General features: G+C 68.2%; 27 protein-coding genes and 1 riboswitch. Of the genes, 20 read left to right on the top strand and 7 right to left on the bottom strand.

Features of this window, described 5'->3' with window-relative positions; genetic code table 11:
* Window positions 1-165: 165 nt before the first annotated feature.
* The 6 genes from VHA82_RS09310 (at window position 166) to VHA82_RS09285 (ending at window position 6,186) form a co-directional block, all read left to right on the top strand.
* Entirely contained in the window at window positions 166-870 is a 705-nt protein-coding gene (locus tag VHA82_RS09310) for a response regulator transcription factor (RefSeq protein WP_325542782.1), read from the top strand.
* A complete protein-coding gene (locus tag VHA82_RS09305) occupies window positions 867-2,411 on the top strand; it encodes a FecR domain-containing protein (protein ID WP_325542780.1) in 1,545 nt (514 codons plus the stop codon). The genes VHA82_RS09310 and VHA82_RS09305 overlap by 4 nt, the downstream gene beginning before the upstream one ends.
* A complete protein-coding gene (locus VHA82_RS09300) occupies window positions 2,408-4,585 on the top strand; it encodes a CHASE2 domain-containing protein (protein WP_325542778.1) in 2,178 nt (725 codons plus the stop codon). The genes VHA82_RS09305 and VHA82_RS09300 overlap by 4 nt, the downstream gene beginning before the upstream one ends.
* Before the next feature lie 149 nt (window positions 4,586-4,734).
* Window positions 4,735-5,250 carry a hypothetical protein gene (locus VHA82_RS09295; protein WP_325542776.1) on the top strand — a complete coding sequence of 172 codons (516 nt, stop codon included), beginning with the start codon at window positions 4,735-4,737 and terminating at the stop codon, window positions 5,248-5,250.
* A gap of 19 nt (window positions 5,251-5,269) precedes the next feature.
* Window positions 5,270-5,812, top strand: a complete 543-nt coding sequence (locus VHA82_RS09290) for a hypothetical protein (RefSeq protein WP_325542774.1) — start codon at window positions 5,270-5,272, stop codon at window positions 5,810-5,812.
* 29 nt (window positions 5,813-5,841) lie between these two features.
* Window positions 5,842-6,186 (top strand): hypothetical protein, encoded by a 345-nt coding sequence (locus VHA82_RS09285; RefSeq protein ID WP_325542772.1) that lies wholly within the window; start codon window positions 5,842-5,844, stop codon window positions 6,184-6,186.
* On the opposite strand, the gene VHA82_RS09280 is transcribed toward VHA82_RS09285, so the two are convergent.
* Together VHA82_RS09280 and VHA82_RS09275 are read right to left on the bottom strand one after the other, a co-directional pair.
* Window positions 6,176-7,309, bottom strand: a complete 1,134-nt coding sequence (locus VHA82_RS09280) for an ATP-dependent DNA ligase (RefSeq protein ID WP_325542770.1) — start codon at window positions 7,307-7,309, stop codon at window positions 6,176-6,178. The two genes, VHA82_RS09285 and VHA82_RS09280, sit on opposite strands and share 11 nt — an antisense overlap.
* Window positions 7,306-7,884: a hypothetical protein gene (locus tag VHA82_RS09275; RefSeq protein WP_325542768.1), complete on the bottom strand. Its 579-nt coding sequence runs from the start codon at window positions 7,882-7,884 to the stop codon at window positions 7,306-7,308. Before VHA82_RS09275 ends, VHA82_RS09280 begins: the two co-directional genes overlap by 4 nt.
* Before the next feature lie 44 nt (window positions 7,885-7,928).
* A riboswitch (S-adenosyl-L-homocysteine riboswitch) is annotated at window positions 7,929-8,042 on the top strand.
* Window positions 8,043-8,112: 70 nt separating this feature from the next.
* Between VHA82_RS09275 and ahcY the strand changes: the two genes are divergently transcribed.
* From ahcY to metF, 3 genes are read left to right on the top strand one after another with little or no spacing between them, the layout of a single operon-like run.
* A complete protein-coding gene (ahcY, locus tag VHA82_RS09270; protein ID WP_325542766.1) occupies window positions 8,113-9,540 on the top strand; it encodes an adenosylhomocysteinase in 1,428 nt (475 codons plus the stop codon).
* Between the two features lie 40 nt (window positions 9,541-9,580).
* A complete protein-coding gene (locus VHA82_RS09265) occupies window positions 9,581-10,321 on the top strand; it encodes a TlyA family RNA methyltransferase (protein ID WP_325542764.1) in 741 nt (246 codons plus the stop codon).
* A complete protein-coding gene (metF, locus tag VHA82_RS09260; RefSeq protein WP_325542762.1) occupies window positions 10,318-11,142 on the top strand; it encodes a methylenetetrahydrofolate reductase [NAD(P)H] in 825 nt (274 codons plus the stop codon). Before VHA82_RS09265 ends, metF begins: the two co-directional genes overlap by 4 nt.
* Window positions 11,143-11,172: 30 nt before the next feature.
* Here metF and VHA82_RS09255 read toward each other — a convergent pair whose 3' ends face one another.
* Window positions 11,173-11,673, bottom strand: coding sequence for a DUF3291 domain-containing protein (locus tag VHA82_RS09255; protein ID WP_325542760.1), 501 nt, complete (start codon window positions 11,671-11,673; stop codon window positions 11,173-11,175).
* A gap of 122 nt (window positions 11,674-11,795) precedes the next feature.
* Here VHA82_RS09255 and VHA82_RS09250 point away from each other — a divergent pair, with 122 nt between their 5' ends.
* A complete protein-coding gene (locus VHA82_RS09250; RefSeq protein WP_325542758.1) occupies window positions 11,796-12,341 on the top strand; it encodes a CAP domain-containing protein in 546 nt (181 codons plus the stop codon).
* A 39-nt stretch (window positions 12,342-12,380) separates the two neighbouring features.
* On the opposite strand, the gene VHA82_RS09245 is transcribed toward VHA82_RS09250, so the two are convergent.
* Window positions 12,381-13,244, bottom strand: a complete 864-nt coding sequence (locus tag VHA82_RS09245) for a 23S rRNA (adenine(2030)-N(6))-methyltransferase RlmJ (RefSeq protein WP_325542756.1) — start codon at window positions 13,242-13,244, stop codon at window positions 12,381-12,383.
* 168 nt (window positions 13,245-13,412) lie between these two features.
* Between VHA82_RS09245 and rplM the strand changes: the two genes are divergently transcribed.
* The 5 genes from rplM (at window position 13,413) to erpA (ending at window position 15,929) form a co-directional block, all read left to right on the top strand.
* Window positions 13,413-13,850, top strand: coding sequence for a 50S ribosomal protein L13 (gene rplM / locus VHA82_RS09240; protein ID WP_325542753.1), 438 nt, complete (start codon window positions 13,413-13,415; stop codon window positions 13,848-13,850).
* Entirely contained in the window at window positions 13,847-14,239 is a 393-nt protein-coding gene (gene rpsI / locus VHA82_RS09235) for a 30S ribosomal protein S9 (RefSeq protein ID WP_325542751.1), read from the top strand. Before rplM ends, rpsI begins: the two co-directional genes overlap by 4 nt.
* Before the next feature lie 106 nt (window positions 14,240-14,345).
* Window positions 14,346-15,056: a DUF6776 family protein gene (locus VHA82_RS09230; RefSeq protein WP_325542749.1), complete on the top strand. Its 711-nt coding sequence runs from the start codon at window positions 14,346-14,348 to the stop codon at window positions 15,054-15,056.
* A 47-nt stretch (window positions 15,057-15,103) separates the two neighbouring features.
* Entirely contained in the window at window positions 15,104-15,508 is a 405-nt protein-coding gene (locus VHA82_RS09225) for a polymer-forming cytoskeletal protein (protein ID WP_325542747.1), read from the top strand.
* Window positions 15,509-15,557: 49 nt separating this feature from the next.
* A complete protein-coding gene (gene erpA / locus VHA82_RS09220) occupies window positions 15,558-15,929 on the top strand; it encodes an iron-sulfur cluster insertion protein ErpA (protein ID WP_325542745.1) in 372 nt (123 codons plus the stop codon).
* 77 nt (window positions 15,930-16,006) lie between these two features.
* On the opposite strand, the gene VHA82_RS09215 is transcribed toward erpA, so the two are convergent.
* Window positions 16,007-17,341 (bottom strand): M23 family metallopeptidase, encoded by a 1,335-nt coding sequence (locus VHA82_RS09215; RefSeq protein WP_325542743.1) that lies wholly within the window; start codon window positions 17,339-17,341, stop codon window positions 16,007-16,009.
* A gap of 223 nt (window positions 17,342-17,564) precedes the next feature.
* On the opposite strand from VHA82_RS09215, the gene tyrS reads away from it, so the two are divergent.
* The 5 genes from tyrS to dtd all read left to right on the top strand — a co-directional run bounded on the left by tyrS (window position 17,565) and on the right by dtd (window position 21,039).
* The gene (tyrS, locus tag VHA82_RS09210; RefSeq protein WP_325542741.1) at window positions 17,565-18,812 is read left to right on the top strand and encodes a tyrosine--tRNA ligase; all 1,248 of its coding nucleotides are present in this window, start codon (window positions 17,565-17,567) and stop codon (window positions 18,810-18,812) included.
* Between the two features lie 73 nt (window positions 18,813-18,885).
* Window positions 18,886-19,269 (top strand): type II toxin-antitoxin system VapB family antitoxin, encoded by a 384-nt coding sequence (locus VHA82_RS09205; protein ID WP_325542739.1) that lies wholly within the window; start codon window positions 18,886-18,888, stop codon window positions 19,267-19,269.
* Window positions 19,269-19,676, top strand: coding sequence for a type II toxin-antitoxin system VapC family toxin (gene vapC / locus VHA82_RS09200; protein WP_325542737.1), 408 nt, complete (start codon window positions 19,269-19,271; stop codon window positions 19,674-19,676). The genes VHA82_RS09205 and vapC overlap by 1 nt, the downstream gene beginning before the upstream one ends.
* A 5-nt stretch (window positions 19,677-19,681) precedes the next feature.
* Window positions 19,682-20,599, top strand: a complete 918-nt coding sequence (locus tag VHA82_RS09195; RefSeq protein WP_325542735.1) for a cation diffusion facilitator family transporter — start codon at window positions 19,682-19,684, stop codon at window positions 20,597-20,599.
* Window positions 20,599-21,039 (top strand): D-aminoacyl-tRNA deacylase, encoded by a 441-nt coding sequence (dtd, locus tag VHA82_RS09190; RefSeq protein WP_325542733.1) that lies wholly within the window; start codon window positions 20,599-20,601, stop codon window positions 21,037-21,039. Before VHA82_RS09195 ends, dtd begins: the two co-directional genes overlap by 1 nt.
* 33 nt (window positions 21,040-21,072) lie before the next feature.
* On the opposite strand, the gene ybeY is transcribed toward dtd, so the two are convergent.
* On the bottom strand, window positions 21,073-21,525 hold the full coding sequence (ybeY, locus tag VHA82_RS09185; protein WP_325542730.1) for an rRNA maturation RNase YbeY: 453 nt from the start codon (window positions 21,523-21,525) through the stop codon (window positions 21,073-21,075).
* Window positions 21,522-22,466, bottom strand: coding sequence for a PhoH family protein (locus VHA82_RS09180; protein ID WP_325542727.1), 945 nt, complete (start codon window positions 22,464-22,466; stop codon window positions 21,522-21,524). Before VHA82_RS09180 ends, ybeY begins: the two co-directional genes overlap by 4 nt.
* Window positions 22,467-22,490 lie beyond the last annotated feature (24 nt).

The raw sequence follows: 22,490 nt of genomic DNA, 5'->3' as shown, positions 1-22,490 counted from the left end.
AAAGCGTCAGAGGCTATGTGCGTGCAATGACATGGACGTGAACACGCGATGTCGTTCGCGCGTCATGCTCCACGCGAAACGCATGGCGCCCGTTTGCAATTGTTGACGTTAGGGGAATGACTGCCCATCCGCGGCTTTCGCTACAGTACGCTCGCGAGGATGCCCATGAATGCCGCTGAAGGTCGCCGGATTGCGCTGGTCGAGGACGACGGGGCGCAGCTCGACTTGCTGCAGCACATCGTGCGTTTCCTCGGGGCGTCGTGCGTTCCTTTCCCATCGGGGGAAAAGCTGCTGAAGGTGCTCGAACGCGAGTCGTTCGACCTGCTCGTCGTGGACTGGAACCTCCCCGGGATCCAGGGTCCCGAGATCGTGGCCAGGGTGCGCGAGCTGCTGGGCCCCGCCTTTCCCATCGTCTTCGTGACGAGCCGTGCCCTCGAATCCGACATCGTCGCCGGCCTGCGGGCGGGCGCCGACGACTACGTCACCAAACCCGTGCGGCCGCTCGAACTCGGCGTGCGCATCCAGGCGCTGCTGAGGCGCGCCTACCCGCCGCCCAGGTCGGAGCGCATCTCGTTCGGCCCCTTCGTCTTCGACCTCGCGCAGCGCAAGGCGGAAGTCCAGGGCAAGGCGGTGGAGCTGCAGCCGCGAGAATTCGATCTTGCCGTGTTCCTGTTCACCAATTCCGGCCGCCTGCTGTCGCGCGCCCACCTGATGCAGTCCGTCATGCATGCGAGCCCGGACGTCGCGTCGCGCACGCTGGACACCCACGTGTCGCGGCTGCGCGCCAAGCTCGGCATCCTGCCGGAGAACGGCTTTCGCCTCTCGAGCGTGTACGGCGTCGGCTACCGGCTCGACGAGGTGACCGAATGAAGCACCGGCTGGCCCGCGCGGCCGCGCTCGCACTGCTCGCCTGCCTGCCGGCCGCCCACGCGCAGCAGCCGACGCGCCACACCGTCGTGGCCGGCGACACGCTGATGGGCATTTCGCAGCGCTATCTCGGCGACCCTTCGCTCTGGCACGAGGTGCAGCAGGCGAATCCGTCGATCCACGACGAGCGCAAGCTGCGCGTGGGCAGCGTCGTGGTCGTGCCCGCGCTGCCGCCGGGACCGGTTGCGATCCACGTGAACGGCAAGGCCACGTTCACGAGAAACGGCCAGACGCGGCCCCTCGCGCCCGGCGTTCAGCTTCAGGAGAAGGACGCGGTCGACGTGCAGGCCGCAAGCTACGTGACGCTGCGCTGGCCCGAGGGCATCGTGACGCACCTGCTTCCCGGCAGCAGCCTGCGGCTCGTGCGGCCCGAGGGAGTCGGCACGCTGCAGTCGCGGATGCTGGAGCTGAAGGCGGGCACCGCGGAGTCGCAGGTGCCGCCGGGCCAGGGGCAGCGCTTTCAGATTCGCACGCGGCTCGGCACGGCCGCGGTACGCGGCACCGGCTTCGGCGTCCGCCTCGCGGGGACGATGGTGACGGACGTGACGGAGGGCACCGTGCGGCTGGGCGGGTCGGGGTTCCAGCCGGTGGAACTCCCGGCGGGCTCGGGTGCGGTCGCCGATGCTTCGGGCAGTCAGCCGCGCGCCGTGCCGCTGCTGCCGGCGCCGCAGATCGAGGTGGATCCCATCGTCACGATCGATGGGGCGGTGCGGGCGCAGCCGGTGCCCGGCGCGGTGAAGTACGAGTTCGAGCTCGCGCCCGCGGCGCAGCCGGATGCCACCTTGCGACGGATGACGACCGAGTCGCCCGTCTTCCCCTTGCAGCCGCTGCAGGAAGGCGGCTGGCGCGTTCGCGTGCGCGCGATCGACGCGCAGGGCCTGCCGGGCCTGCCGGCCGTGCGAGTGATTTCGGCTGTCGACTTCCCGCCCCCCGTCCCCGGCACGCCGGCCGATGGCGCCTCGGTGGCGCAGGATCTGCCGGGCCGCTTCGTGTGCTCGGAGGTGGCCGGCGCCACGCGCTACGAAATCGAGATCCAGAGCCTCGATGCGCAGCGCGACCCGGTGCGTCTCACGGCCGCGCCGTATTGCGAAGGCGCGTTGCCGCAACTGCCGCCCGGGCGCTATGGCTGGCGGGCCTTCGCCGTGCGCGAATTGCCCGGCGGCGGCTTGCTTCGCACGCAGCCTGGTCCCGCGAGCCGCTTCGCCGTGGTTCCACGCCCTTCCACGCCGGCGCCGCAGCCGCTTCCGGGCAATGCCGTGCAGCGGACGATCTCCTGGCAGGCGGTGCCGGGTGCGCGCTATGTCGTGCAGGTCGCGCTCGACGCCGGCTTCAACCGCGTGGTGTCCGAGAGCACCGTCGACGCACCGGAGGCGGCGGTCGCCGTGCCGCCCGGCAGCACCTTCTACGTGCGGATCCGAACGCTCTCGAGCACCGGTGTGGCGTCGGAATTCTCCGCGCCCATCGTCCTGCGCGGCACGCAATGATCGGCATCCGGGGCGGCGGCGCATGGCTCGCCGCCGCGGTTCTGGTCGCGCTCGCGGCCGCGCTGGGGAGCCTGCAAGGGCTCGGCTCGCTCGACCTCGCGCTGGCGGACCTGCTGAGGCCCGCCGCCCCGCCGGTGGCAAGCCGCATCGTCATCGTCGCCATCGACGACGCGAGCCTCGCGAGCGTGGGCCGCTGGCCCTGGCCCCGGCTGCGTCACGCCGAACTCATCGAACAGCTGATCCCGTGCGCGCCGCGCGCCATCGGCTTCGACGTGCTGCTCTCCGAACCCGGCGGTGCGGCGGATGCGGTGCTCGAGGACGTGATGCGGCGCAGCGGCCACGTGGTGCTGCCCGTGTCGTCGCAGCCCGGCGGCGCGGACCTGAGGCCGCTGCCCGCCTTCGAGCGCGTGGCAACGCTCGGCCGCGCGGACATCGCGATCGATGAGGACGGCGTGGTGCGGGGCGTGCCGCTCGGCGTGCGGGACCCGGAACACTTCGCTCTCGCGCTCGTGCGCGCCGCCGGCGACCGGGCGGTGTTCGCGGGCTGGCAGTCGTCCGAGGTGTCGCTCATCGACTTCCGCGCGCCCGGTGCGGGCATCCGGCAGATTTCGGCGGCCGACGTGCTGTCGGGCGGATTCGATCGATCGATCTTTCGCGATGCCTACGTGCTCGTCGGCGCGACGGCCACGGGCGTGGGCGATGCGTACCCGACGCCCGCCTTGCCGGAACGCGGCCTGAGGCCCGGCGTGGACGTGCTCGCCACGGCGCTCGATGCGGTGCTGCAAGGCACGGCCGCGCGCCGCGCGCCGCCCTGGGTGAACGCGCTCGCGAATGCGCTGGCGGTCCTGGTGGCCTGCGTGCTGCTCGCGCGAGTGCGCGCCGACCGCGCGTGGCTGGCGGTGCTGTGCGTCATCGCGGGCTACGCGCTGACGGTGTGGATGGTGAGGCAAGCCGCGGGGCTGCAGCTGCTGCCGCTCGCGGGCGGGGGACTGGTCGCTGTGGCCTACATCGCCTCGAGCACGGGGTGGCTGCACCGCACGATCGCCTACGTGCGCGCGGAAATCTCGCGGCTGCGCAGCGTGAGCCCGGTCCAGACGCGGCTCACCGGCAGCGGCCTGGCCGATGGCTTGAAAGCCCTGCAGGAGCAGTCGGCGGCGATGTTCCAGGCGAAGACCGCACTCGAGGAGAGCCTGGACCGGCTGCCGGACTGCGTGTTCATCGTGGACCAGAAGCATTCGCTCCTGCTTGCGAATTCGCCGGCGCGAAGGGCCTTTTCCATTGCCGATCCGCGTGCGATCGGCGACTTTCAGGCGTTCCTGGACGAGCATCTCGATTTTGCGGCGCAGGCGGACCGTTCCAACGTTCTCGCGCGCGGCGCGGAACTCGTCGAATGCACGGCCGGCACGGGCAAGCGCTTCCTGTTGCGCTCGGTGCCTCGCACGGGGGCCGCGGGAGAAGCGCTGGGCTGGGTCGTGACGCTGGTCGACGGTGCCGCGCCGCGGCCGCGCGGCGCGCTCAGCGACGAGGCCCTCGGCTATCTGTCGCACGACATGCGCTCGCCCCAGGTGTCGATCCTGAGTCTCCTCACGCTCAGGCGCGAGGGCGCGCTCGCCGGAGGCGACGAGGAATTCCTCGACCGAGTCGGCCGGCTCGCGGAGACCACGCTCGACTATGCCGACGCATTCATCCAGTTCGCGCGAGCCGAATCCGCGGCCTATGCGCGCGAGCCGCAGTTCCTGCTCGAAATCCTGGGTGAGGTGGCCGACGAACTGTGGTCCAAGGCGCATGCCGCGGGCGTGGCGATCTCGGTGGAGGGCGACGACGGCGTCGTGTGCTTCGGCGACCGGATGCTGCTGCACCGCGCGATGCAGAACCTCCTGGACAACGCGATCCGGTTCTCGCCCGCGGGCACCTCGGTGGAGTGCCGGCTGCGACGCGACGACCGGGAGGCCGTGCTCACCGTGCGCGATCATGGCGCGGGGTTCGAAGGCGACCCCTCGGCGCTCTTCGAGCCCTACCGGCAGGGCCGCGACGCCCGGCAGGGCGCGGGGCTCGGCCTCGCGTTCGTGCGCACGGTCGTGCAGCGCCATGGCGGGCGCATCACCGCGGCCAATGCCCCCGGCGGCGGAGCGCTGTTTCGGATCGTGCTGCCCGCCACGCAGGCGGCGCTCTGAGCGTCCGCGGCCCCTTCGGGGCGGCCGTGCCGTCTCTCTTTCCTTTTCCAATGTGAACAATTTTCAACGCGGTCGACTTCCGCGCGGCCGCTCCTAGGATTCGATACCTGAGTGCGGCGCGAATGAAGCGCCGCGAGGAAAGGGGATCGATGTTGAACACTGCCGCATCCACATCGCGCCGGTCCGCGCCGGTGCAGTCCCGCGACCCCGCATTGCAATGCGACGTGCAGGAGCTGGCCGGCGATTCGGGCTGGGACCGCTGGCAGGAACTCGCGGCCCGCCAGGACGCCGGGTTCGCGCCGACGCTGCCGGGTTCGTTCCTGGGCGTTCCCGCCCCCGCTCCCGCCCCCACCCCGCGGCCGCGCGTCCCCGCGCAGCGCCTGCAGGGACCCACCGTGGACGACGTGCTGCTCATCGCCCGCCGGCAGGGCCGTGTCTGTCCGCTGCCGGTGCACTGGTGGAGCATCTTCGAACGCCTGCCCGACCGTCCGGCCGGGCTCACGCCGCCGCTCGAAGGCCGCGCGTGGACGAGGACGGGGTCGCTCGCCAAGCGCATCGTGCTGCGCGAGCAGATCGAATGGGCCGCGACGACGGGCACGCTCGGGTTGCTGCGCGACCTGCTCGCGGCCCTGCCCGAAGCGGCGTGGCATCACATGGGCGATTGAGCCGGGAAGGGAGACCATCATGTCGCTGTTGTCCAATGTTCGCCGCTGGATCGGTCCTTCCCAGCCCGGAGCCGAAGTGGCCGCCGCCGGTGGCGCGCCTGCATCCATTCCGTTCGCCGATTCGCTCGACGACAGTGCGATCCGCAACGTGCGGCCGCAGGTGCTGCGCGTGATCCTCGGGGTGGTGCTGCGCGACGTGCAGTTGCGTGCCGCGCTCAGCACGGACTGGCTCGAGCTCGAGGTGCTGGACTGCGAGGGCCCGTTGCCGGGAACGCGCGGCCTGCATGCACGCCTCGTGCTGAAGGTCTGGGCGCCGCGCGTGCTCGCCAGCGCCGCGCAGCTGGAACGCCTCTTCATCGACCGGCTCTGCGAAATGGACCCCGATGCGCTGCGGTGGTTCCGCGGCCTGTCATGGCGGCTCGAGCTGCCGGCCGGCCAGGCGCTGGACGCGCTGCCGGGGCCCTACGAATGGTCGTCGGCCGCGCAATCGGCGCCGGGCGAGGATACCCTCGGCTTCGCCGCCGTCGGTTCGGCGCGCGTTCCATCCGGGATGCGCCACTAGCGCAGTCGAAGGCGGCAGCGGAGCACTCTGTGGTCATGCGCACGCTCACGGTCCGGGCACTGCGCGCGAGATGGGCCATGTGGCGCACGCGGCTGCGCGATGCCTTCGCGCTGCGCGCGGCGGCGGCCCGCGGCGACGAAGACGAGGACTCGCAGGAGATCGCCCGTGTGCGTCTGACCGCGGAGCTCGCGGCGGATCGCCTTGTGCACGGCCAGATCCTCTTCGTCGCCAATCCGTGGAAGGTGGGCACCCGCTACTTCGTGCTGTGGGAAACCTCGTTTCACGCGCGCCTCATGCAAAGCGAGTTCGACGACACGTCGCCCGAGGTGACGTGGCACGCGCCTCGCGCCGACCTGGCGGCGCTCATGGCCTGACGCCGAAGACTTTCGCGAGCTCCAGCGGCGCGGCCACTTCCAGCTGGTCGTAGCGGCAGTCCCCGGGCGGCTTGTCCGGCCGCCATCGCAGGAACACCGCGGCGTGGCGAAAGCGGTTGCCCTGCAGGTGGTCGTACTTCACTTCCGCCACGCGTTCGGGCCGCACGGGCTCCCAGCTCAGGTCCTTGCCGCCGCTCCATCGGCTCGACGCGCCGGGCATGCGGTGCGTCTGGTTGTCCTCGCCGGGCATGCGGCGCGTCTGGCTGTCCTCGCCGGGCATGCGGCGCTCGTCGCCCACGGCCGCCCCGGCCCAGTCCCGCCAAGGATGATCATTCAGGGCGTCCTTGCGCAGAGGCTCCAGTTCCACCAGCAGCGCCTGTCGCATCTCCATGGTGAACGACGAAGCAACGCCCACGTGTTGCAGCACCCCGTTGCCGTCGTACAGGCCGAGCAGCAGCGAACCGATCGCGTCGCGCCGGTCCTTGTACCAGCGAAAGCCCCCCACCACGCAGTCGGCGGTGCGCGCGTGCTTGATCTTCAGCATCGCGCGCCTGGCGGGCTGGTAGGCGGCCGATTCGAGCTTGGCCACGACGCCGTCGAGTCCCGCGCCCTCGAACCGCTCCAGCCATTGCACGGCTTCGTCGCGGTCGCGCGTCGCGGGGGTCAGGTAAAGCGGGGGCAACGCCTTGCCGAGCAGCCGCTCGAGCCGCACGCGGCGCTCCGATTGCGGCAGCGCCATCGTGGACTTGCCACCGGCCGCAAGGAGATCGAACGCGACGAACGAAGCCGGCGTCTCCCGCGCGAGCCGCGCGATGCGCGAGGCAGCGGGATGAATGCGCTGCTGCAAAGCATCGAAGTCGAGCCCGTGCGCGTCGGCAACGACGATCTCGCCGTCGAGCACGCAGCCTCGCGGCAGGGCTTCGTGCAGCGCCTTCTCGAGTTCAGGGAAATAGCGGTTGAGCGGCTTCAGGTCGCGGCTTTGCAGGTAAGTGCTGTCGTTGCCGCGGAAGACGAGCGCCCGAAAGCCGTCCCACTTCGGCTCGAAGAGGAAACCCGGCTCGCGCGGCAGCTCCGTCGCGATCTTCGCGAGCATCGGCTCGATGGGTGGCCGCAGGGCGCTCAATCGACGCAGACGCTACCCGCGATGCGGCCCTTCTCGACCATCGAGAAGCAGCCTCGCTGTCGCGGATTGGCGCGGCAGCGCCCGAGCACGTTGGTGCCCTCGGCCGCGGGCGGGCCGCGATACACGCAGCCGAGTGCGCAGTCGGTCTGGCTGTCGCAGGCCTTGTCGGCATCGGGCGCGTCGCGCACAGCGGCGGTCGCGGGCTTGGCCGTGCCCGGCTGGCAAAGCGGCATCGGCGAGCCGGGCGGGCCCCAGGTGCCGCCGGAATCCGTGCACTGTCTCTGCGTGGCTCGTAGCGAGACGGCCGCCATGCAGATACCGTCGAACGGGGCGCCCACGAGCGGCGTCCATGCGCCCCCGAGCTTGAGACAGTCCTCGCGGACCCACGGTGCCTGGCAGGCGAACTGCCAGGCGCCGCGGGCGATCCAGGCGCCGCCGAAGGCCTTGCATTCGGCCGGGGTGTCGATCAGGGCGGAGCTCCCGGACGCGGCCGGCTGCGAGGCGGCGGTCCCGCATGCGAGCCCCCAGCACAGCAGCAGGAGGGAGAAGCTCGGCGTGAACCTCGGCGGCGTCATTCCCGCAGTCTAGCGTCAGGATCGCGCGGATTGCTAGAATTCGCCTCACCGAGGAGCGTTGCAGCGCCCGTCATTCCCGATCGACCGGATCGAACCGATCGGCCAGATCGAATGCGGCGCGAGGCTCGGAACCCACTAAGCAACGACGCTCACCCACGCTCCGTGCGGTGAGTTCATTTGGCTCCCCCCTGAAGCGTGGTCCATCCAACCGAAGGACCTGGAGCCACGATGAACGCCGTTTTGAAACCCTCCGCCGATTTCCTGATCGCGGACGCATCGCTTGCCGAGTGGGGCCGCAAGGAAATCCGCATCGCCGAAACCGAGATGCCCGGCCTCATGGCGATCCGCGATGAATTTGCCCGGGCGAAGCCGCTCGAAGGCGCGCGCATCGCCGGCTCGCTGCACATGACGATTCAGACGGCGGTGCTGATCGAGACGCTGCAGGCGCTCGGCGCGCAGGTGCGCTGGGCATCGTGCAACATCTTTTCCACACAGGACCACGCGGCTGCCGCCATCGCCGCGAGCGGCACGCCCGTCTTCGCCGTGAAGGGCGAGTCGCTCGCCGACTACTGGGATTACACGCACCGCATCTTCGAGTTCGGTGCGAAGGGCAGCGACCGCGAAGGGCCGAACATGATCCTGGACGACGGAGGCGACGCGACGCTGCTCATGCATCTGGGCAAGCGCGCGGAGAAGGACGCTTCCGTGCTCGCCGATCCGCACGGCGAGGAAGAGCGCGTCCTCTTCGCCGCGATCAAGGCGAAGCTCGCGCAGGACGCGACCTGGTACTCGCGCAAGAGCGCGCAGATTCTCGGCGTGACCGAGGAGACGACCACCGGCGTGAACCGCCTGAAGCAGATGGCGCAGCGCGGCGAGCTCATGTTCCGCGCGATCAACGTGAACGACTCGGTCACCAAGAGCAAGTTCGACAACCTCTATGGCTGCCGCGAGTCGCTCGTGGACGGCATCAAGCGCGCCACGGACGTGATGATCGCGGGCAAGGTCGCGCTCGTGTGCGGCTACGGCGACGTGGGCAAGGGCAGCGCCCAGGCACTGCGCGCGCTCTCCGCGCAGGTGTGGGTGACCGAGATCGACCCGATCAACGCGCTGCAGGCCGCCATGGAAGGCTACCGCGTCGTCACGATGGACTACGCGTGCGACAAGGCCGACATCTTCGTCACCGCCACCGGCAACAAGGACGTGATCACGCACGCGCACATGTCGAAGATGAAGGACCAGGCGATCGTCTGCAACATCGGCCACTTCGACAACGAGATCGACGTCGCCTCGCTCGAGCAGTACGCGTGGGAAGAGATCAAGCCGCAGGTGGACCACGTGATCTTTCCGGACGGCAAGCGGATCATCCTGCTTGCGAAGGGGCGGCTCGTGAACCTCGGCTGCGCGACCGGTCATCCGAGCTACGTGATGTCCTCTTCTTTCGCGAACCAGACCCTCGCCCAGATCGAGCTCTTCTCGCACCGCGACTCCTACGAGGTGGGCAAGGTCTACACGCTGCCCAAGCACCTCGACGAGAAGGTGGCGCGGCTGCAGCTGAAGAAGCTGGGGGCGATGCTCACACAGCTCTCGACGCAGCAGGCCGCCTACCTCGGGGTGCCCGTGGAAGGGCCGTACAAGCCGGATACGTATCGCTACTAGGTTCGCCCGTCCCCGCGAAGGCGGCGACGACGGGCCCATCATGCGCGCCGACCAGCTTCTCGTCTCACACGGCCTCGCCGCGACCCGCTCGCAGGCGCAGCGGCTCATCGCGGCCGGCGTGCGCTGGTTCGATGGAGCGTGCTGGCACGACGTTGCCAAGAACGGCGACGAGCTGCCCGAGGGCGCGAAGTTCGAGCTGCTGGACGCGAGCGAAACCAAGTACGTGTCGCGCGGCGGGCTGAAGCTCGAAGGTGCGTTGCGCACCGCGCGCCTCGACGTGCGCGGCAAGCGATGCCTCGACGTCGGTCAGTCCACGGGCGGCTTCACCGATTGCCTGCTCGCGCACGGCGCCGCGCACGTGACGGGCGTGGACGTAGGCCACGGCCAACTGCAAGAACGGCTGCGCGGCGACCCGCGCGTGACGGTTTTCGAGAAGCTCAACGCGCGCGATCTGACAGCGCAACAAGTGGGAGGGCCCTTCGACGCGATCGCGGGCGACCTCTCGTTCATCTCGCTCACGCTCGTGTTGCCCGCGCTGGTGCCGATGCTCCGGGCAACGGGCGACCTGCTTTTGCTCGTGAAGCCGCAGTTCGAGCTCGATTGCTCTCGCATCGGCAAACGGGGGGTCGTGCGCGACCCCGCGGACTACGCCCAGGTCGAGGGGCGATTGCGCGATTGCTGCGCCGCGTCGGGACTGTGCGTAGCCGCCTGGTTCGAAAGCGGCATTGCCGGGGGCGACGGCAATCGCGAGTTCTTCATTCATGCAAGGAGGAGCGCATGACGATCCCCGTCAGTCTCGAATTCTTTCCGCCCAAGACGCCCGAGGGCGCGGCGAAGCTGCGAGACGCGCGCAGGCTGCTGTACGCGCTGAAGCCCGAGTTCTGCTCCGTCACCTTCGGCGCGGGCGGCTCCACGCAGGAAGGCACGCTGCAGGCCGTGACCGAAATCATGGCCGAGGGCTGGCCCGCCGCGCCGCACCTGTCATGCATCGGGCAGACCAGAGAATCGATCCGCGAGCGTCTCGCCGCCTATTCGGCAGCGGGCGTGAAGCGCATCGTCGCGCTGCGCGGCGACCTGCCGAGCGGCTACGGCCCGGGCGGTGAATTCCGCTACGCGAGCGAGCTCGTGGCGTTCATCCGCAGCGAGACGGGCCGGCAATTCCACATCGAAGTGGCTGCCTATCCGGAAATGCATCCGCAATCGAAATCGCCGATGGCCGACATCGATGCGTTCGCCGCGAAGATCGAGGCCGGCGCGGATTCGGGCATCACGCAGTACTTCTTCAACGCGGACGCGTACCTGCACTACGTGGATACGCTCGCGCGGCGCGGCATCCGGGCACCCATCGTGCCGGGGATCATGCCGATCACGAGTTCCACGCAGCTGATGCGCTTCTCCGACAGCTGCGGCGCCGAGATTCCGCGCTGGATTCGCATGCGGCTCGCGAGCTTCGGTGACGATTCCGCTTCGATCCGGGCCTTCGGGCTCGACGTGGTGACGATGCTGTGCGAGCGGCTGAAGGCAGGCGGGGCGCCCGGCTTTCACTTCTACACGATGAATCAGGCGAAGGCGACCGTCGAAATCTGCGGGCGGCTGCGCTGAGGCGCTCAGGCGGTCGCTTCCGTCGAGGCGTCATTGCCGCTCTCGCGCCTCGCCTTGCGGCGTGAAGATCTGCTTGAAGGTGAAGGCTTCCGGCCCCGGCCCCTCTCGGCCCAGCAGCTTCAGCTTTGCGATCCCTTCCGCCGCGGTCGGAACATGACCCGCGGGCACCCACCAGAGCGCGATGAAAGGCATTCCTGCACCGAGTTCCGGCAGCTTTCCCACGTGATCGCTCCAATCGGCGAACCACTTCTTGCGCGCGGCGAACACCTGGGCGTGCGCGGTCCGGTACGTGAAAGAGTGCAAAGCCTCCACGCTCTGCCACAGCGTCATGTTGAAAAGCACGAGCGGATCGGCGAATTCACGCTGGGCCGGATCGCGCGTATCGCTCAGGTAGCGCCAGACGAAGCCGGGGCTGCGCTGCGCGAGCTCGTTGATCTCATCCAGGCGCGCGATGAACTCTGCCATGACCTCGTCGTCTTGCGCGCCGCGGGCGTAAGCGACATTGACTTGCGCGAGGTGGAAAGTGCTCACTCGTTGCAGTATAGGTAGCCGCGAACGCAGCCTTGGGTCCTCGGCCGTGCCGAATATCACGCGGGGCCTCTTCACGCAATGTCTTACAGGAACCCCGGCGCCTCTCCTACATCCGATGCAGGATGCGTCCTACGAACACCGCCAAAACCCTTGCCCGCAGCTCGGCCGTCATCGCCGCCGCTGTCCTCGTCCACTCTTTCGCGGCTGCCGCGACGTTCAAGGCATCGCCCTGCAGCGTGCCGGGCATGCGCGAAGCGATCGTGCAGCAGGTGAACGCGGTTCGCGCCCGGGGCGGCAACTGCGGCGGCGATGCGTTCGGGCCCGCGCAGCCGGTGGCGTGGAACCAGCAGCTCGTCTCGGCGGCGAGCGGTCACTCGGCCGACATGGCCGAGAACAACTACTTCGATCACGTGAGCCGGGCCGGCTCGCACCCGGCTGACCGCGTGGAGGCCGCCGGCTATCACTGGCGCAGCGTGGCGGAGAACATCGCCGCGGGCCAGTTCGACACCAACGGCGTGATGAAGGCGTGGATGGAAAGCCCCGGCCACTGCAGCAACATCATGGACCCGAAGTACAGCGAAATCGGTGTGGCCTGCGTGCAGAATCCCGGGTCGTACTACGGCGGCTACTGGACGATGGTGCTCGGACGCAGAATGGGACGCGTGTGAGCTGTGGCCGATCAGGCAGGAGGTGGCCGGCCCACCCGGCTATGACGCTTCCAGCGTCTGCCCCTTGCCCCTGCCGCGGCCGAGCGCGTCCACGAGTTGCGGCAGCGCCTCGCGCAGCGCCGGCTTCAGCGTGTGCGGCGGGTTCACGAGGAACACGCCGCTCGCCGTGAGGCCCTGCCTTTGCTTCGCCTCGTCCTGTCCGATGGCGAGCGTCGCGTGCAGCCACGGCCGGCCGGCCTGGTTCGCGATCGTCTTCAGGCGGCGCGGCAGCTCGTGCGCTTCCGGCCGGGGGATGATCGGATACCACACCATGTACGTGCCGGTGGCGAAGCGCTTCAGGCCATCCTGCAGGGCCCGGACCACCTTGCCGTAGTCGCTCTTGATTTCGTAGCTGGGATCGATCAGCACGAGCGCGCGCCGCGAAGGCGGCGGCAGGTGCGCCTTCAGCTGCTCGAAGCCGTCCGCACGCTGCAGCCGGACTTGCCTGCCCGCATCGAGCTGCTCCACGTGCGCGGCGAGCGCCTTGCTGTCGGTGGGGTGCATTTCGAAGAGCCACAGCCGGTCCGGGACTTCCTGCCTGAGCAGGTGCTGCGCAACGAACGGCGAGCCGGGATAGATGCGCAGTTCCCCGGGCCGGTTGAAGCCCGCGACCAGTGCGAGGTAATCCTTCAGCAGCGGCGCCTCGGGATGGGTCTCGCGCAGTTTGAAGATGCCGTCGCGGGCCTCGCCGGAGGTGTCGGCGAAGTCGTCGTCCAGCCGGTAGAGCCCGGCGCCCGCATGCGTGTCCACCACCGTGATCGGTGTCGGCTTGGCCGTGAGATGCCTCACGACCGCGATCAACACCGCGTGTTTCAGGACGTCGGCGTGGTTGCCGGCGTGGAATCCGTGGCGGTAGCTGAACATCGGTCGATTTTCGTATAATGTGAGGCTTCGCAGCGCTTTCGAGGCTCCGCTCGCGAAATCCAGGTGGCATGTTCTCATGCCACCGGCGCCCCAGGCGCACGCCACCTAAGAGGTCCCCACCAGAGGGACACCGACCGTGGAATAGAGCCCGCCAAACCAGGAAATCTCATGACCACCACCGTCAGCGCCAAGCCCGCCGACGTGAAGCATGAATGGTTTGTGATTGACGCCACCGACAAGGTGCTCGGACGGGTAGCCAGCGAAGTTGCCCTCCGTCTGCGCGGCAAGCACAAGGCCATTTATACGCCTCACGTCGATACCGGCGACTTCATCGTCGTCGTCAACGCAGCCAGGCTGCGCGTCACCGGCGCGAAGGAGACCGACAAGGTCTACTACCGCCATACCGGCTATCCCGGCGGCATCCGCTCGGCCACCTTCAAGGAAATGCAGGCCAAGCATCCCGGCCGCGCCCTGGAGAAGGCCGTGAAGGGCATGCTCCCGAAGGGTCCGCTCGGCTACGCCATGATCAAGAAGCTCAAGGTGTACGGCGGCGCCGAACATCCGCATACCGCGCAGCAACCGAAGCCCCTGGAGGTTCGAGCATGATCGGCGAATGGAACAACGGCACCGGACGCCGCAAGTCGAGCGTCGCGCGTGTCTTCCTGAAGAAGGGCACGGGCAAGATCACGGTCAACGGCCGGGACATCGAACAGTTCTTCGGCCGCCAGACTTCGATCATGATCGCGAAGCAGCCGCTCGTCCTCACCAACAACGTCGAGGCGTTCGACATCCAGGTGAACGTCCACGGCGGCGGCGAATCCGGCCAGGCCGGCGCGGTGCGCCACGGCATCACCCGCGCGCTCATCGACTACGACGCGGCCCTGAAGCCGCAGCTCTCCGCGGCCGGCTACGTGACGCGCGATGCGCGCGAAGTCGAACGCAAGAAGGTGGGCCTGCACTCCGCACGCCGCCGCAAGCAATTCAGCAAGCGTTGACCCCCCTCGAGTAAGCCGCAAGCGTTACGCGCGCTCGCGTCCGACACAAAGCCGCACAAGTTTCCCGCTTGCTGCGGCTTTGTTGTCTGGGCAGTATCCGAAGCCTATGCGATTCAAGCTCCTGAGGCGAAGGCTCACCATCAGCGCGCCGCGCATGGCGGTGAGGAGCGCCTTGCCCTGGCCGCTGCGCTGGGCGGGCATCGCCCTCGTGCTCGGCTTTTGCGGTGCGATCGGCCTGTGGGCCTTCGAGCTCGGCAAGGGCATCGCCGGTCTCGAAGGGGGTGCCAAGGAAGAACTGGTGCGCCTGCGCGCCGAGAACACCCGCCTGCGCGAGGAGCGCGATCAGGCGCAGTCCGTGATGAACACATCCGGCAGCCTGATGACGGCCGAAAAGGCCGCCCAGACGAAACTCGCGAGCCAGATCAAGGCGCTCGAGGCCGAAAACCAGTCGCTGCGCGACGATCTCGGCTTCTTCGAGAAGCTGATCCCGTCCACCGGGACGGAAGCCGTCGCGATCCGCGGGCTGCAGGCCGAAGTCCTTCCCGCGGGCGCCCAGCTGAAGTGGCAGGTGCTCGTCATCCAGCCCGTGAAGAATGCGCCCGAATTCAAGGGGCGGCTGGAACTCGTGATCGCAGGCACCGTGAACGGCAAGTCCTGGTCCACCCAGTTGCCCGGCGGTGGCACGCCTCTGCAGTTCCGCCAGTACCGCCGGGTGGAAGGCATGGTCGACCTGCCCCCCCAGGCAGTGGTAAAAAGTGTCTCGGCCAAGGTGGTCGACGGCCAGGCGACTCGTGCCATGCAGACGATATCGCTGTGATGCATCCGGTGTTTTTGCTTCGCTAGGTAACCGTTGAGGAGCTCTCCATGTTCGGCAAGAAGGCACAGCCACCCATCAAGAGCCTGATCGCGCAGGGCACGCGCATCGACGGCGACCTGAAGTTCAACGAGGGCCTGCGCATCGACGGCGAGGTGTTCGGCGACATCCGCGCCACGAGCGACGCGCCGAGCATGCTCGTGATTTCCGAGCTTGCCGTGGTGCAGGGCGAGATTCACGCCGACCACGTGATCGTCAACGGCACCGTGCGCGGGCCCGTGATCGCGCGCGAGCTGCTGGAACTGCAGCCCAAGGCCCGGGTGGAGGGCGATGTGTCCTACATGGCGCTTGAAATGCACCAGGGCGCGGTCATTTCAGGTCAACTGAAGCCGCTGATGGTGGGCAACGACGAGGAAAAGCCCTTACTGAAGCTGGCGGCAAAAGGCGGTGGTTGAGCCTTCCGGGGCCCGCCTCGCTTACCATTGAGCGAATCCAGGAGCATCCATGAGCGCCCTAGCTGAACTGAAAGCCGACGAAACCGGCATGCCCGACCCGCTGGTCTTCACCGACAGCGCGGCGGCCAAGGTGGCCGAACTGATCGCCGAGGAAGGCAACCCCGACCTCAAGCTGCGCGTTTTCGTGCAAGGCGGCGGCTGCTCGGGCTTTCAGTACGGCTTCACCTTCGACGAAGTCGCCAACGACGACGACACCGTCATGATGAAAAACGGCGTGTCGCTCCTGATCGACGCCATGAGCTACCAGTATCTGGTCGGCGCCGAAATCGACTACAAGGAAGACCTCCAGGGCGCGCAGTTCGTCATCAAGAATCCGAACGCGACCACGACCTGCGGCTGCGGATCGAGCTTCTCGGTCTGACGGCGCGGGAAGCGTCGACGGTAAAGCAAAAGGGCGCCGAGGCGCCCTTCCTGTCGTTTGGGAACCCCCGCGCGCGCTCAGTCGCGCAAGGCCACCACCGGCACGCGGTCGATCGAGGCGAACTGGCTGCGGATCGAGTGGCTTTGCCGGTCGAATTCCACCTTCGCCTGCGCCGACAGCACGGGCTCCTGATTGCGCTGGAGCGCGACGACCGGGTCGGTCGCGACGCCGTTCTCGCGGAATTCGAAGTGCAGGTGCGGCCCCGTCACGCGGCCGGTGCCGCCGAGGAGGCCCACGGTCTGGCCGCGCTGCAGCTTCTGCCCGTTGCGCACCTCGATGCGGCTCAGATGCGCGTAACGGGTCTCAACGCCATGGCCGTGGTTCACGATGACGATGTTGCCGTAGGCGCCCATGGGGCCGGCATGGGTCACGACGCCCTCGGCGATCGTGTGCACCGGCGTGCCCACCGGGCCGCCGTAGTCGACGCCTTCGTGCTTGATCCACTCGTGCAGGATCGGGTGGAAGCGCAGCTTGTAGCTGCTCGTGATGCGCGTCACCGACATCGGCGACGCGAGGAAAGCGCGCTCCAGACTGCGGCCGTCGAGGTCGAAGTAGCCGCCTTCGCGTGTCGGCTCCTTGAACCACATCGCCAGGTGCCTGCGGCCGGCATTCACGAATTCGGCCGAGATGACGCGGCCGCTGCGCAAGGGCTCGCCGTCCGCTTCGAGCGACTCGTAGACCACATCGAAGCGGTCGCCGACCTTCATGCCGCGGTTGAAGTCGATTTCGCCCTTGAAGATGGAAGTCACTTGCATCGCGACGGCGTCCGAGAGGCCGGCCCGATCGGTGGCTTCGAAGTAGGACGAGCGCACGACGCCGCCCGCGAGCCGCAAGGATGCGACGAGCGGCGCGGTCTCGAGGCGGGCCGAGAACCCGCCCGATGCGGTGCGCTCCACCACGTAGCGCTCGAAACGATCGCTGCGGTCGAAGAGCCACCGCACCGTGAGCTTGTGCAGCGCCTGGCTGTCACTTGCCTCCACCGCGACGTTGCGGCCGGCGCGGGCCAGCACCTCGCGCCGGAACGTCGGGTCCGCGCGCAGGAAAGCGGCCGCGGCGGGGTCGTTGATGCCCAGCCGGCGCAACAGCGCCTCGGCCGTGTCGTTCGCGCGCACGGGCTCGGTCCGGTAGAGCTTGAACCGGAAGGCATCCAGCACTTCGGCCTGGGCCGCGATGGGCAACGGCTCGACGGATTCGATGAGCTCCCGCACCGGCAGCGTGGCCGGGTCGATCAGCCGCTCGGCGGTGTGCGCGACGGCGAAGGCACCGCCTGCTGCGCTCAGCAGCAGCGCCGCCATCGCGGCCGTGACCTGTCTGGGGTGGTGTTCCAGCGCGTGCGCCGCACGCCGGAGCAAACGTTCTCCAGCGGTTCGCAAACCGTCGATCGACAACTTCGGAATCCTTTCCTCTTTGCTCCCCGCAGGGACGACTTCCGTGTCCCGGGACTCGCCGCTGTCCGCCTTGTCCTACCGGAGAATCGGAAGAATCGACGGAACTAGAATCGGCGGGCCGACGTGCGGCAACAATGTGCGCGAGTATAGCCAGCCGGTGCGGCCGGCCTTCCGCCGGAATGTAACGATGAGCCAGTCCCCCCCATCCCCCGAGGCCCCTTCCGGTTTTCCTGTGACCGAAGGCGTGCGAGAAGCCATGCGCGTGAGCTTGCGCGGCGTGGAAGAACTCCTCCCGCAGCAAGACTGGCTGAAGAAGCTCGCGCGCTCGCAGGCCACGGGCGTGCCGCTGCGCATCAAGCTGGGGCTGGACCCGACGGCACCCGACATCCACATCGGCCACACCGTGGTGCTGAACAAGATGCGGCAACTGCAGAACCTCGGGCACCAGGTGATCTTTTTGATCGGCGACTTCACTTCGATGATCGGCGATCCGTCGGGCCGCAACACGACGCGGCCGCCGCTCACGCGCGAGCAGATCGAAGCCAACGCGAAGACCTACTACGAGCAGGCGAGCCGGGTTCTCGATCCGTCGAAGACCGAGATCCGCTACAACAGCGAGTGGAGCGACCCGCTCGGCGCGCGCGGCATGATCGAGCTCGCGGCGCGGTACACGGTGGCGCGGATGATGGAGCGGGACGACTTCAGGAAACGCTTCGCCGACGGGCGTTCGATTTCCATCCACGAATTCCTCTACCCGCTGATGCAGGGCTACGACTCGGTGGCGCTGCGAAGCGACCTGGAGCTGGGCGGCACCGATCAGAAGTTCAACCTGCTGATGGGCCGCCATCTCCAGCAGGAATACGGCCAGGAGCCGCAGTGCATCCTCACCATGCCGCTGCTGGAGGGCCTGGACGGCGTCGAGAAGATGTCCAAGAGCAAGAACAACTACATCGGCATCACGGAGGATGCGAACTCGATGTTCGCGAAGACGATGTCGATCTCCGACGAGCTGATGTGGCGCTGGTACACGCTGCTGTCGTTTCGCAGCGAAGACGAGATCGCCCTCCTGAAGCGCGAGACCGAGCAAGGCCGCAATCCGCGAGACGCGAAAGTCGCGCTCGCGAGCGAGATCACGACGCGATTCCACGGCGCGCAGGCGGCACAAGCGGCCGAGGAGGATTTCGTGAATCGCAGCCGCGGCGGCGTGCCCGATGAAATACCCGAGGTGGCGTTGAGCGGCGCGCCGCTCGGCATCGCGCAACTGCTGAAGCAGGCGGGGCTCGCGCCTTCGGCGAGCGAAGCCAATCGGCTCATCGACGGCAACGGCGTGCGCGTGGACTCGACCCCCATCAGCGACAAGGGTCTGAAGCTCGAACCCGGCACCTACGTCGTGCAGGTCGGCAAGCGCAAGTTCGCTCGCGTCACACTGACCTGAAACGCACGCGTCGCCCCCCGCACGAGCGGCATCGGCGGTTGACTGCTTATATATTCAATGTACAATTCTTCCGATGCTCACCAACATCGATCTCGACGAGACGCTGGTCGCCGAAGCCATGAAGGTTTCGGGTGCGCGCACGAAGCGCGAGGTCGTGGATCGCGCGCTGCGCGAGATGGTGGCGCGGTCGAAGCGCGCGCGCTTCCGGGACATCTGGGCCATCGCGAAGCCCGGCGACCTGTGGGACGACTACGACCCGAAAGCGGCCCCGGGTGAACCGCCAGGGAGATACCGCGTCGAGGAGGGCACTCCTACATACAAGCGCCCTCCGCCGGCGAAGAAGATGCCGGGTGGAAAATCCCCCGCTGGGAAATCGCGCGCGGTGAAATCCCCCGCGGTGAAATCTCCCACCAGCAAGTCGCCCGCCAATGCGGCCGTCAAGCTGCGCAAACGCTGATGCTCCTTGTCGATTCATCGGTGTGGATTCAGGTCGAGCGCGGCATCGCGACCGAAGCGACGCGCTTTCTGGACAACCGCGACGAAATCGACGAGCTCGCGACGACGGGCATCATCTGCCAGGAGGTGTTGCAGGGCGTGCGGTCGGACGCGCTCTTCGAGACCTTGCGCGAGCGGTTCTGGTCGATGCTCGTCCTCGAGCCGCGCGAACTCACGACGTACGAGCTCGCGGCCGGCCTGTACCGTTCGGCCCGCGAGAAGGGCTTCACCATCCGCAAGCCGAACGACTGCCTGATCGCGGCGCTGGCGCTCGAACACGGCGCGCTGCTGGTGCACAACGACCGCGACTTCATCGCGCTCGCGCACGTCGAGCCGTCGCTGCTGATCTATCCCGGCCGGCCGCATTGAGCCGAATGACGCTCGCCAGCGCCGCCAGCCGCATCTCGCCCGATGCGCTCCTGCGCGTCTCGATCGGGGTGGCGGTGGTCACCATCGTCCTGAAGACGCTCGCCTGGTGGCTCACGAATTCCGTGGGGCTCCTCTCGGACGCCATGGAGTCGCTCGTGAATCTCGCGAGCGCGACCTTCGCGCTCGTGATGGTGCGCATCGCGATGCGCCCGGCCGACGAGGACCATCCCTATGGACACCACAAGGCGGAGTATTTCTCCTCCGGCTTCGAGGGGATGATGATCTTCCTCGCCGCGGCGGGGATCCTCTGGACGGCGGTCGAGCGCCTGCTGCATCCCGGCGAGCTCGAGCAGCTGGGCATCGGCCTGGCGCTGTCGGTGCTCAGCTCGGTCCTGAATGGCACGCTGGCGTGGGCGATGCTGCAGTCGGCCCGGCAGCATCGATCGATCGCGGTGGAAGGCGATGCCCGCCACCTCATCACCGACGTCTGGACGTCGGCCGGCGTGGTGGTGGGTGTCGCGCTGGTGGCGATCACGGGCTGGCAATGGCTCGATCCGGCCGTGGCGATCGGCGTGGCGGTGAACATCCTGCGCGAAGGCGTCCAGCTCATGTGGCGATCCACCGAAGGCCTCATGGATCGCGCGCTGGAACCCGAGGTGCTGGCCGAGATCGACCGCACGCTCGCGCAGTTCCGGCATCCCACGATCCGCTTCGACCACATCTCGAGCCGCCGCTCGGGCAAGCGCCGGTTCGTCGACCTGCACATGCACATGCCGGCGGCCTGGACGCTCGGTCGCGCGGCCGCCTTGCGGGCCAGCGTGGAGCAGGCGCTGATGAGCGCCGTGCCGGGCCTGCGCGCCACGATCCAGCTGCTGCCGAGCGACGTGGAAGCGCACGCGCAGGACGAGCAGGACCTCATCTGATGCTGGCGCTGGTGCAACGCGTGAGCGAAGCACGTGTCGTCGTGCAAGGCCGCGTGACGGGAGAAATTGCGCACGGCCTGCTGGTGCTGGTCTGCGCCGAGCGAGGCGATGGCGAGGCGCAAGCCGACAGATTGCTTGCGAAGCTCCTGAAGCTGCGCATCTTCAGCGACGACGCGGGCAAGATGAACCGCAGCGTGCAGGATGTGGGCGGCGCGCTTCTCGTGGTGAGCCAGTTCACGCTGGCGGCGGATACGAGCGGCGGGAATCGCCCGAGTTTCGGCAACGCCGCGCCGCCCGAAGAAGGCCGACGCCTCTACGACCACTTCGTCGAGGAAGCGCGCAAGTCGCATCCGGCCGTGCAGACCGGCGAATTCGGCGCGGACATGAAGGTGCATCTCGTGAACGACGGGCCGGTCACGATTCCGTTGCGCGTGAATTGAGCGGAGGGGTCGCCGAAAGGCACACCGCCGGCTTCAGTACGGATTCGGGTACCCCAGCGCGGCGAGCATCAGCACCTCCAGCGCCTCCATCTCCAGCGCATCCTTCTCGTTCGTCTCGTGCTCGTACCCCTGCGCATGCAGCGCCCCATGCACGAGCAGGTGAGCGTAGTGCGCTTCGAGCGCCTTGCCCTGCGCCTCGGCCTCGCGTTCGACCACCGGCGCGCACAGCACCAGATCGGCCGCCACCACCGGCTCGCTCGAGTAGTCGAACGTCAGCACGTTGGTGGCGTGGTCCTTGTGCCGGTACTCGCGGTTCAGGGCTCGCCCTTCGTCTTCTCCCACGATCCGAACGGTCAGCTCGCCTTGCCGCTGCAAAGCGAAGGCGAGCCACTTCGCCACGCGCGAACGCGTGAGCAGCCGGCGGTGCGCCGCGGCACCGTCGAACTCGCCGAACTGCAGCGTGAGGTCCAGCGGCGGCACGTTCATGGCGGCTTCGCGCGGCGCGCGGCGTCGTACGCATCGACGATGAGGGCGACGAGGGGGTGCCGCACGACATCCGCGCTCGTGAACCGCGTGTGCCCGATGCCGGGCACGCCCTTGAGGATCCGGTCCGCGTCGACAAGCCCCGAGAGCTGGCCCTTCGGCAGGTCGATCTGGCTCACGTCGCCCGTCACCACGGCCTTGCTGCCGAAGCCGATGCGCGTGAGGAACATTTTCATCTGCTCGGGCGTCGTGTTCTGCGCCTCGTCCAGGATCACGAAGGCGTTGTTCAACGTGCGCCCGCGCATGAAGGCGAGCGGCGCGATTTCCAGCGCGTTGCGCTCGAAGGCCTTCGTCACGCGGTCGAATCCCATGAGGTCGTAGAGCGCGTCGTAGAGCGGCCTCAGGTACGGATCGACCTTCTGCGTGAGGTCGCCGGGCAGGAAGCCGAGCTTCTCGCCGGCTTCCACCGCGGGCCGCGTGAGCACGATGCGCTGCACGGCGCTGCGCTCGAGCGCGTCCACCGCGCACGCGACCGCGAGGTAGGTCTTGCCGGTGCCCGCCGGCCCGATGCCGAACGTGACGTCGTGGCTCGCGATGTTGTCCAGGTAGACGCTCTGATTGGGCGTGCGCGCGCGCAGGTCCGCTCGGCGCGTGTGCAGCACGAGCGCGCCGTCTTCGGCTTCCCCGAGCGTCGCGTCGCCGGCGAGCATCAGCTGCAGGCGGTCGCTCGGGATCGGGCGGTTCGCCATCTCGTACATCGCGCACAGCGTGTCGAGCGCGCGCTGGGCCCGTGCCTTGGGGCCTTCGATGCGGAAGTGCTCCTGCCGGTGCGAGATGCGCACCTGCAGCGCCACTTCGATCGTGCGCAGGTGTTCGTCGGTGGGCCCCGCGAGGTGAGCCAGGCGGGTGTTGTTGGCGGGGGAGAACGCGTGTCTGAGAATCAAGCTGATAATCCGTCCAGAGGTCCG

The sequence above is a fragment of the Ramlibacter sp. genome (assembly GCF_035548915.1).
In the GTDB taxonomy this organism is placed as follows: Bacteria; Pseudomonadota; Gammaproteobacteria; order Burkholderiales; family Burkholderiaceae_C; genus Ramlibacter.
The sequence above is the reverse complement of the archived record's forward strand: the minus strand, read 5'-3'. Positions and strand labels throughout refer to the sequence as shown.

Coding starts and splice junctions, on each gene's coding strand:
- VHA82_RS09300 (WP_325542778.1), top strand. CDS start 2,408: ATGATCGGCATCCGGGGCGGCGGCGCATGGCTCGCCGCCGCGGTTCTG.
- rplM (WP_325542753.1), top strand. CDS start 13,413: ATGACCACCACCGTCAGCGCCAAGCCCGCCGACGTGAAGCATGAATGG.
- VHA82_RS09225 (WP_325542747.1), top strand. CDS start 15,104: ATGTTCGGCAAGAAGGCACAGCCACCCATCAAGAGCCTGATCGCGCAG.
- VHA82_RS09310 (WP_325542782.1), top strand. CDS start 166: ATGAATGCCGCTGAAGGTCGCCGGATTGCGCTGGTCGAGGACGACGGG.
- VHA82_RS09250 (WP_325542758.1), top strand. CDS start 11,796: ATGCGTCCTACGAACACCGCCAAAACCCTTGCCCGCAGCTCGGCCGTC.
- VHA82_RS09245 (WP_325542756.1), bottom strand. CDS start 13,244: ATGTTCAGCTACCGCCACGGATTCCACGCCGGCAACCACGCCGACGTC.
- VHA82_RS09295 (WP_325542776.1), top strand. CDS start 4,735: ATGTTGAACACTGCCGCATCCACATCGCGCCGGTCCGCGCCGGTGCAG.
- VHA82_RS09275 (WP_325542768.1), bottom strand. CDS start 7,884: ATGACGCCGCCGAGGTTCACGCCGAGCTTCTCCCTCCTGCTGCTGTGC.
- VHA82_RS09290 (WP_325542774.1), top strand. CDS start 5,270: ATGTCGCTGTTGTCCAATGTTCGCCGCTGGATCGGTCCTTCCCAGCCC.
- VHA82_RS09195 (WP_325542735.1), top strand. CDS start 19,682: ATGACGCTCGCCAGCGCCGCCAGCCGCATCTCGCCCGATGCGCTCCTG.
- VHA82_RS09205 (WP_325542739.1), top strand. CDS start 18,886: ATGCTCACCAACATCGATCTCGACGAGACGCTGGTCGCCGAAGCCATG.
- vapC (WP_325542737.1), top strand. CDS start 19,269: ATGCTCCTTGTCGATTCATCGGTGTGGATTCAGGTCGAGCGCGGCATC.
- ybeY (WP_325542730.1), bottom strand. CDS start 21,525: ATGAACGTGCCGCCGCTGGACCTCACGCTGCAGTTCGGCGAGTTCGAC.
- tyrS (WP_325542741.1), top strand. CDS start 17,565: ATGAGCCAGTCCCCCCCATCCCCCGAGGCCCCTTCCGGTTTTCCTGTG.
- ahcY (WP_325542766.1), top strand. CDS start 8,113: ATGAACGCCGTTTTGAAACCCTCCGCCGATTTCCTGATCGCGGACGCA.
- VHA82_RS09230 (WP_325542749.1), top strand. CDS start 14,346: ATGCGATTCAAGCTCCTGAGGCGAAGGCTCACCATCAGCGCGCCGCGC.
- erpA (WP_325542745.1), top strand. CDS start 15,558: ATGAGCGCCCTAGCTGAACTGAAAGCCGACGAAACCGGCATGCCCGAC.
- VHA82_RS09305 (WP_325542780.1), top strand. CDS start 867: ATGAAGCACCGGCTGGCCCGCGCGGCCGCGCTCGCACTGCTCGCCTGC.
- VHA82_RS09265 (WP_325542764.1), top strand. CDS start 9,581: ATGCGCGCCGACCAGCTTCTCGTCTCACACGGCCTCGCCGCGACCCGC.
- metF (WP_325542762.1), top strand. CDS start 10,318: ATGACGATCCCCGTCAGTCTCGAATTCTTTCCGCCCAAGACGCCCGAG.
- rpsI (WP_325542751.1), top strand. CDS start 13,847: ATGATCGGCGAATGGAACAACGGCACCGGACGCCGCAAGTCGAGCGTC.
- dtd (WP_325542733.1), top strand. CDS start 20,599: ATGCTGGCGCTGGTGCAACGCGTGAGCGAAGCACGTGTCGTCGTGCAA.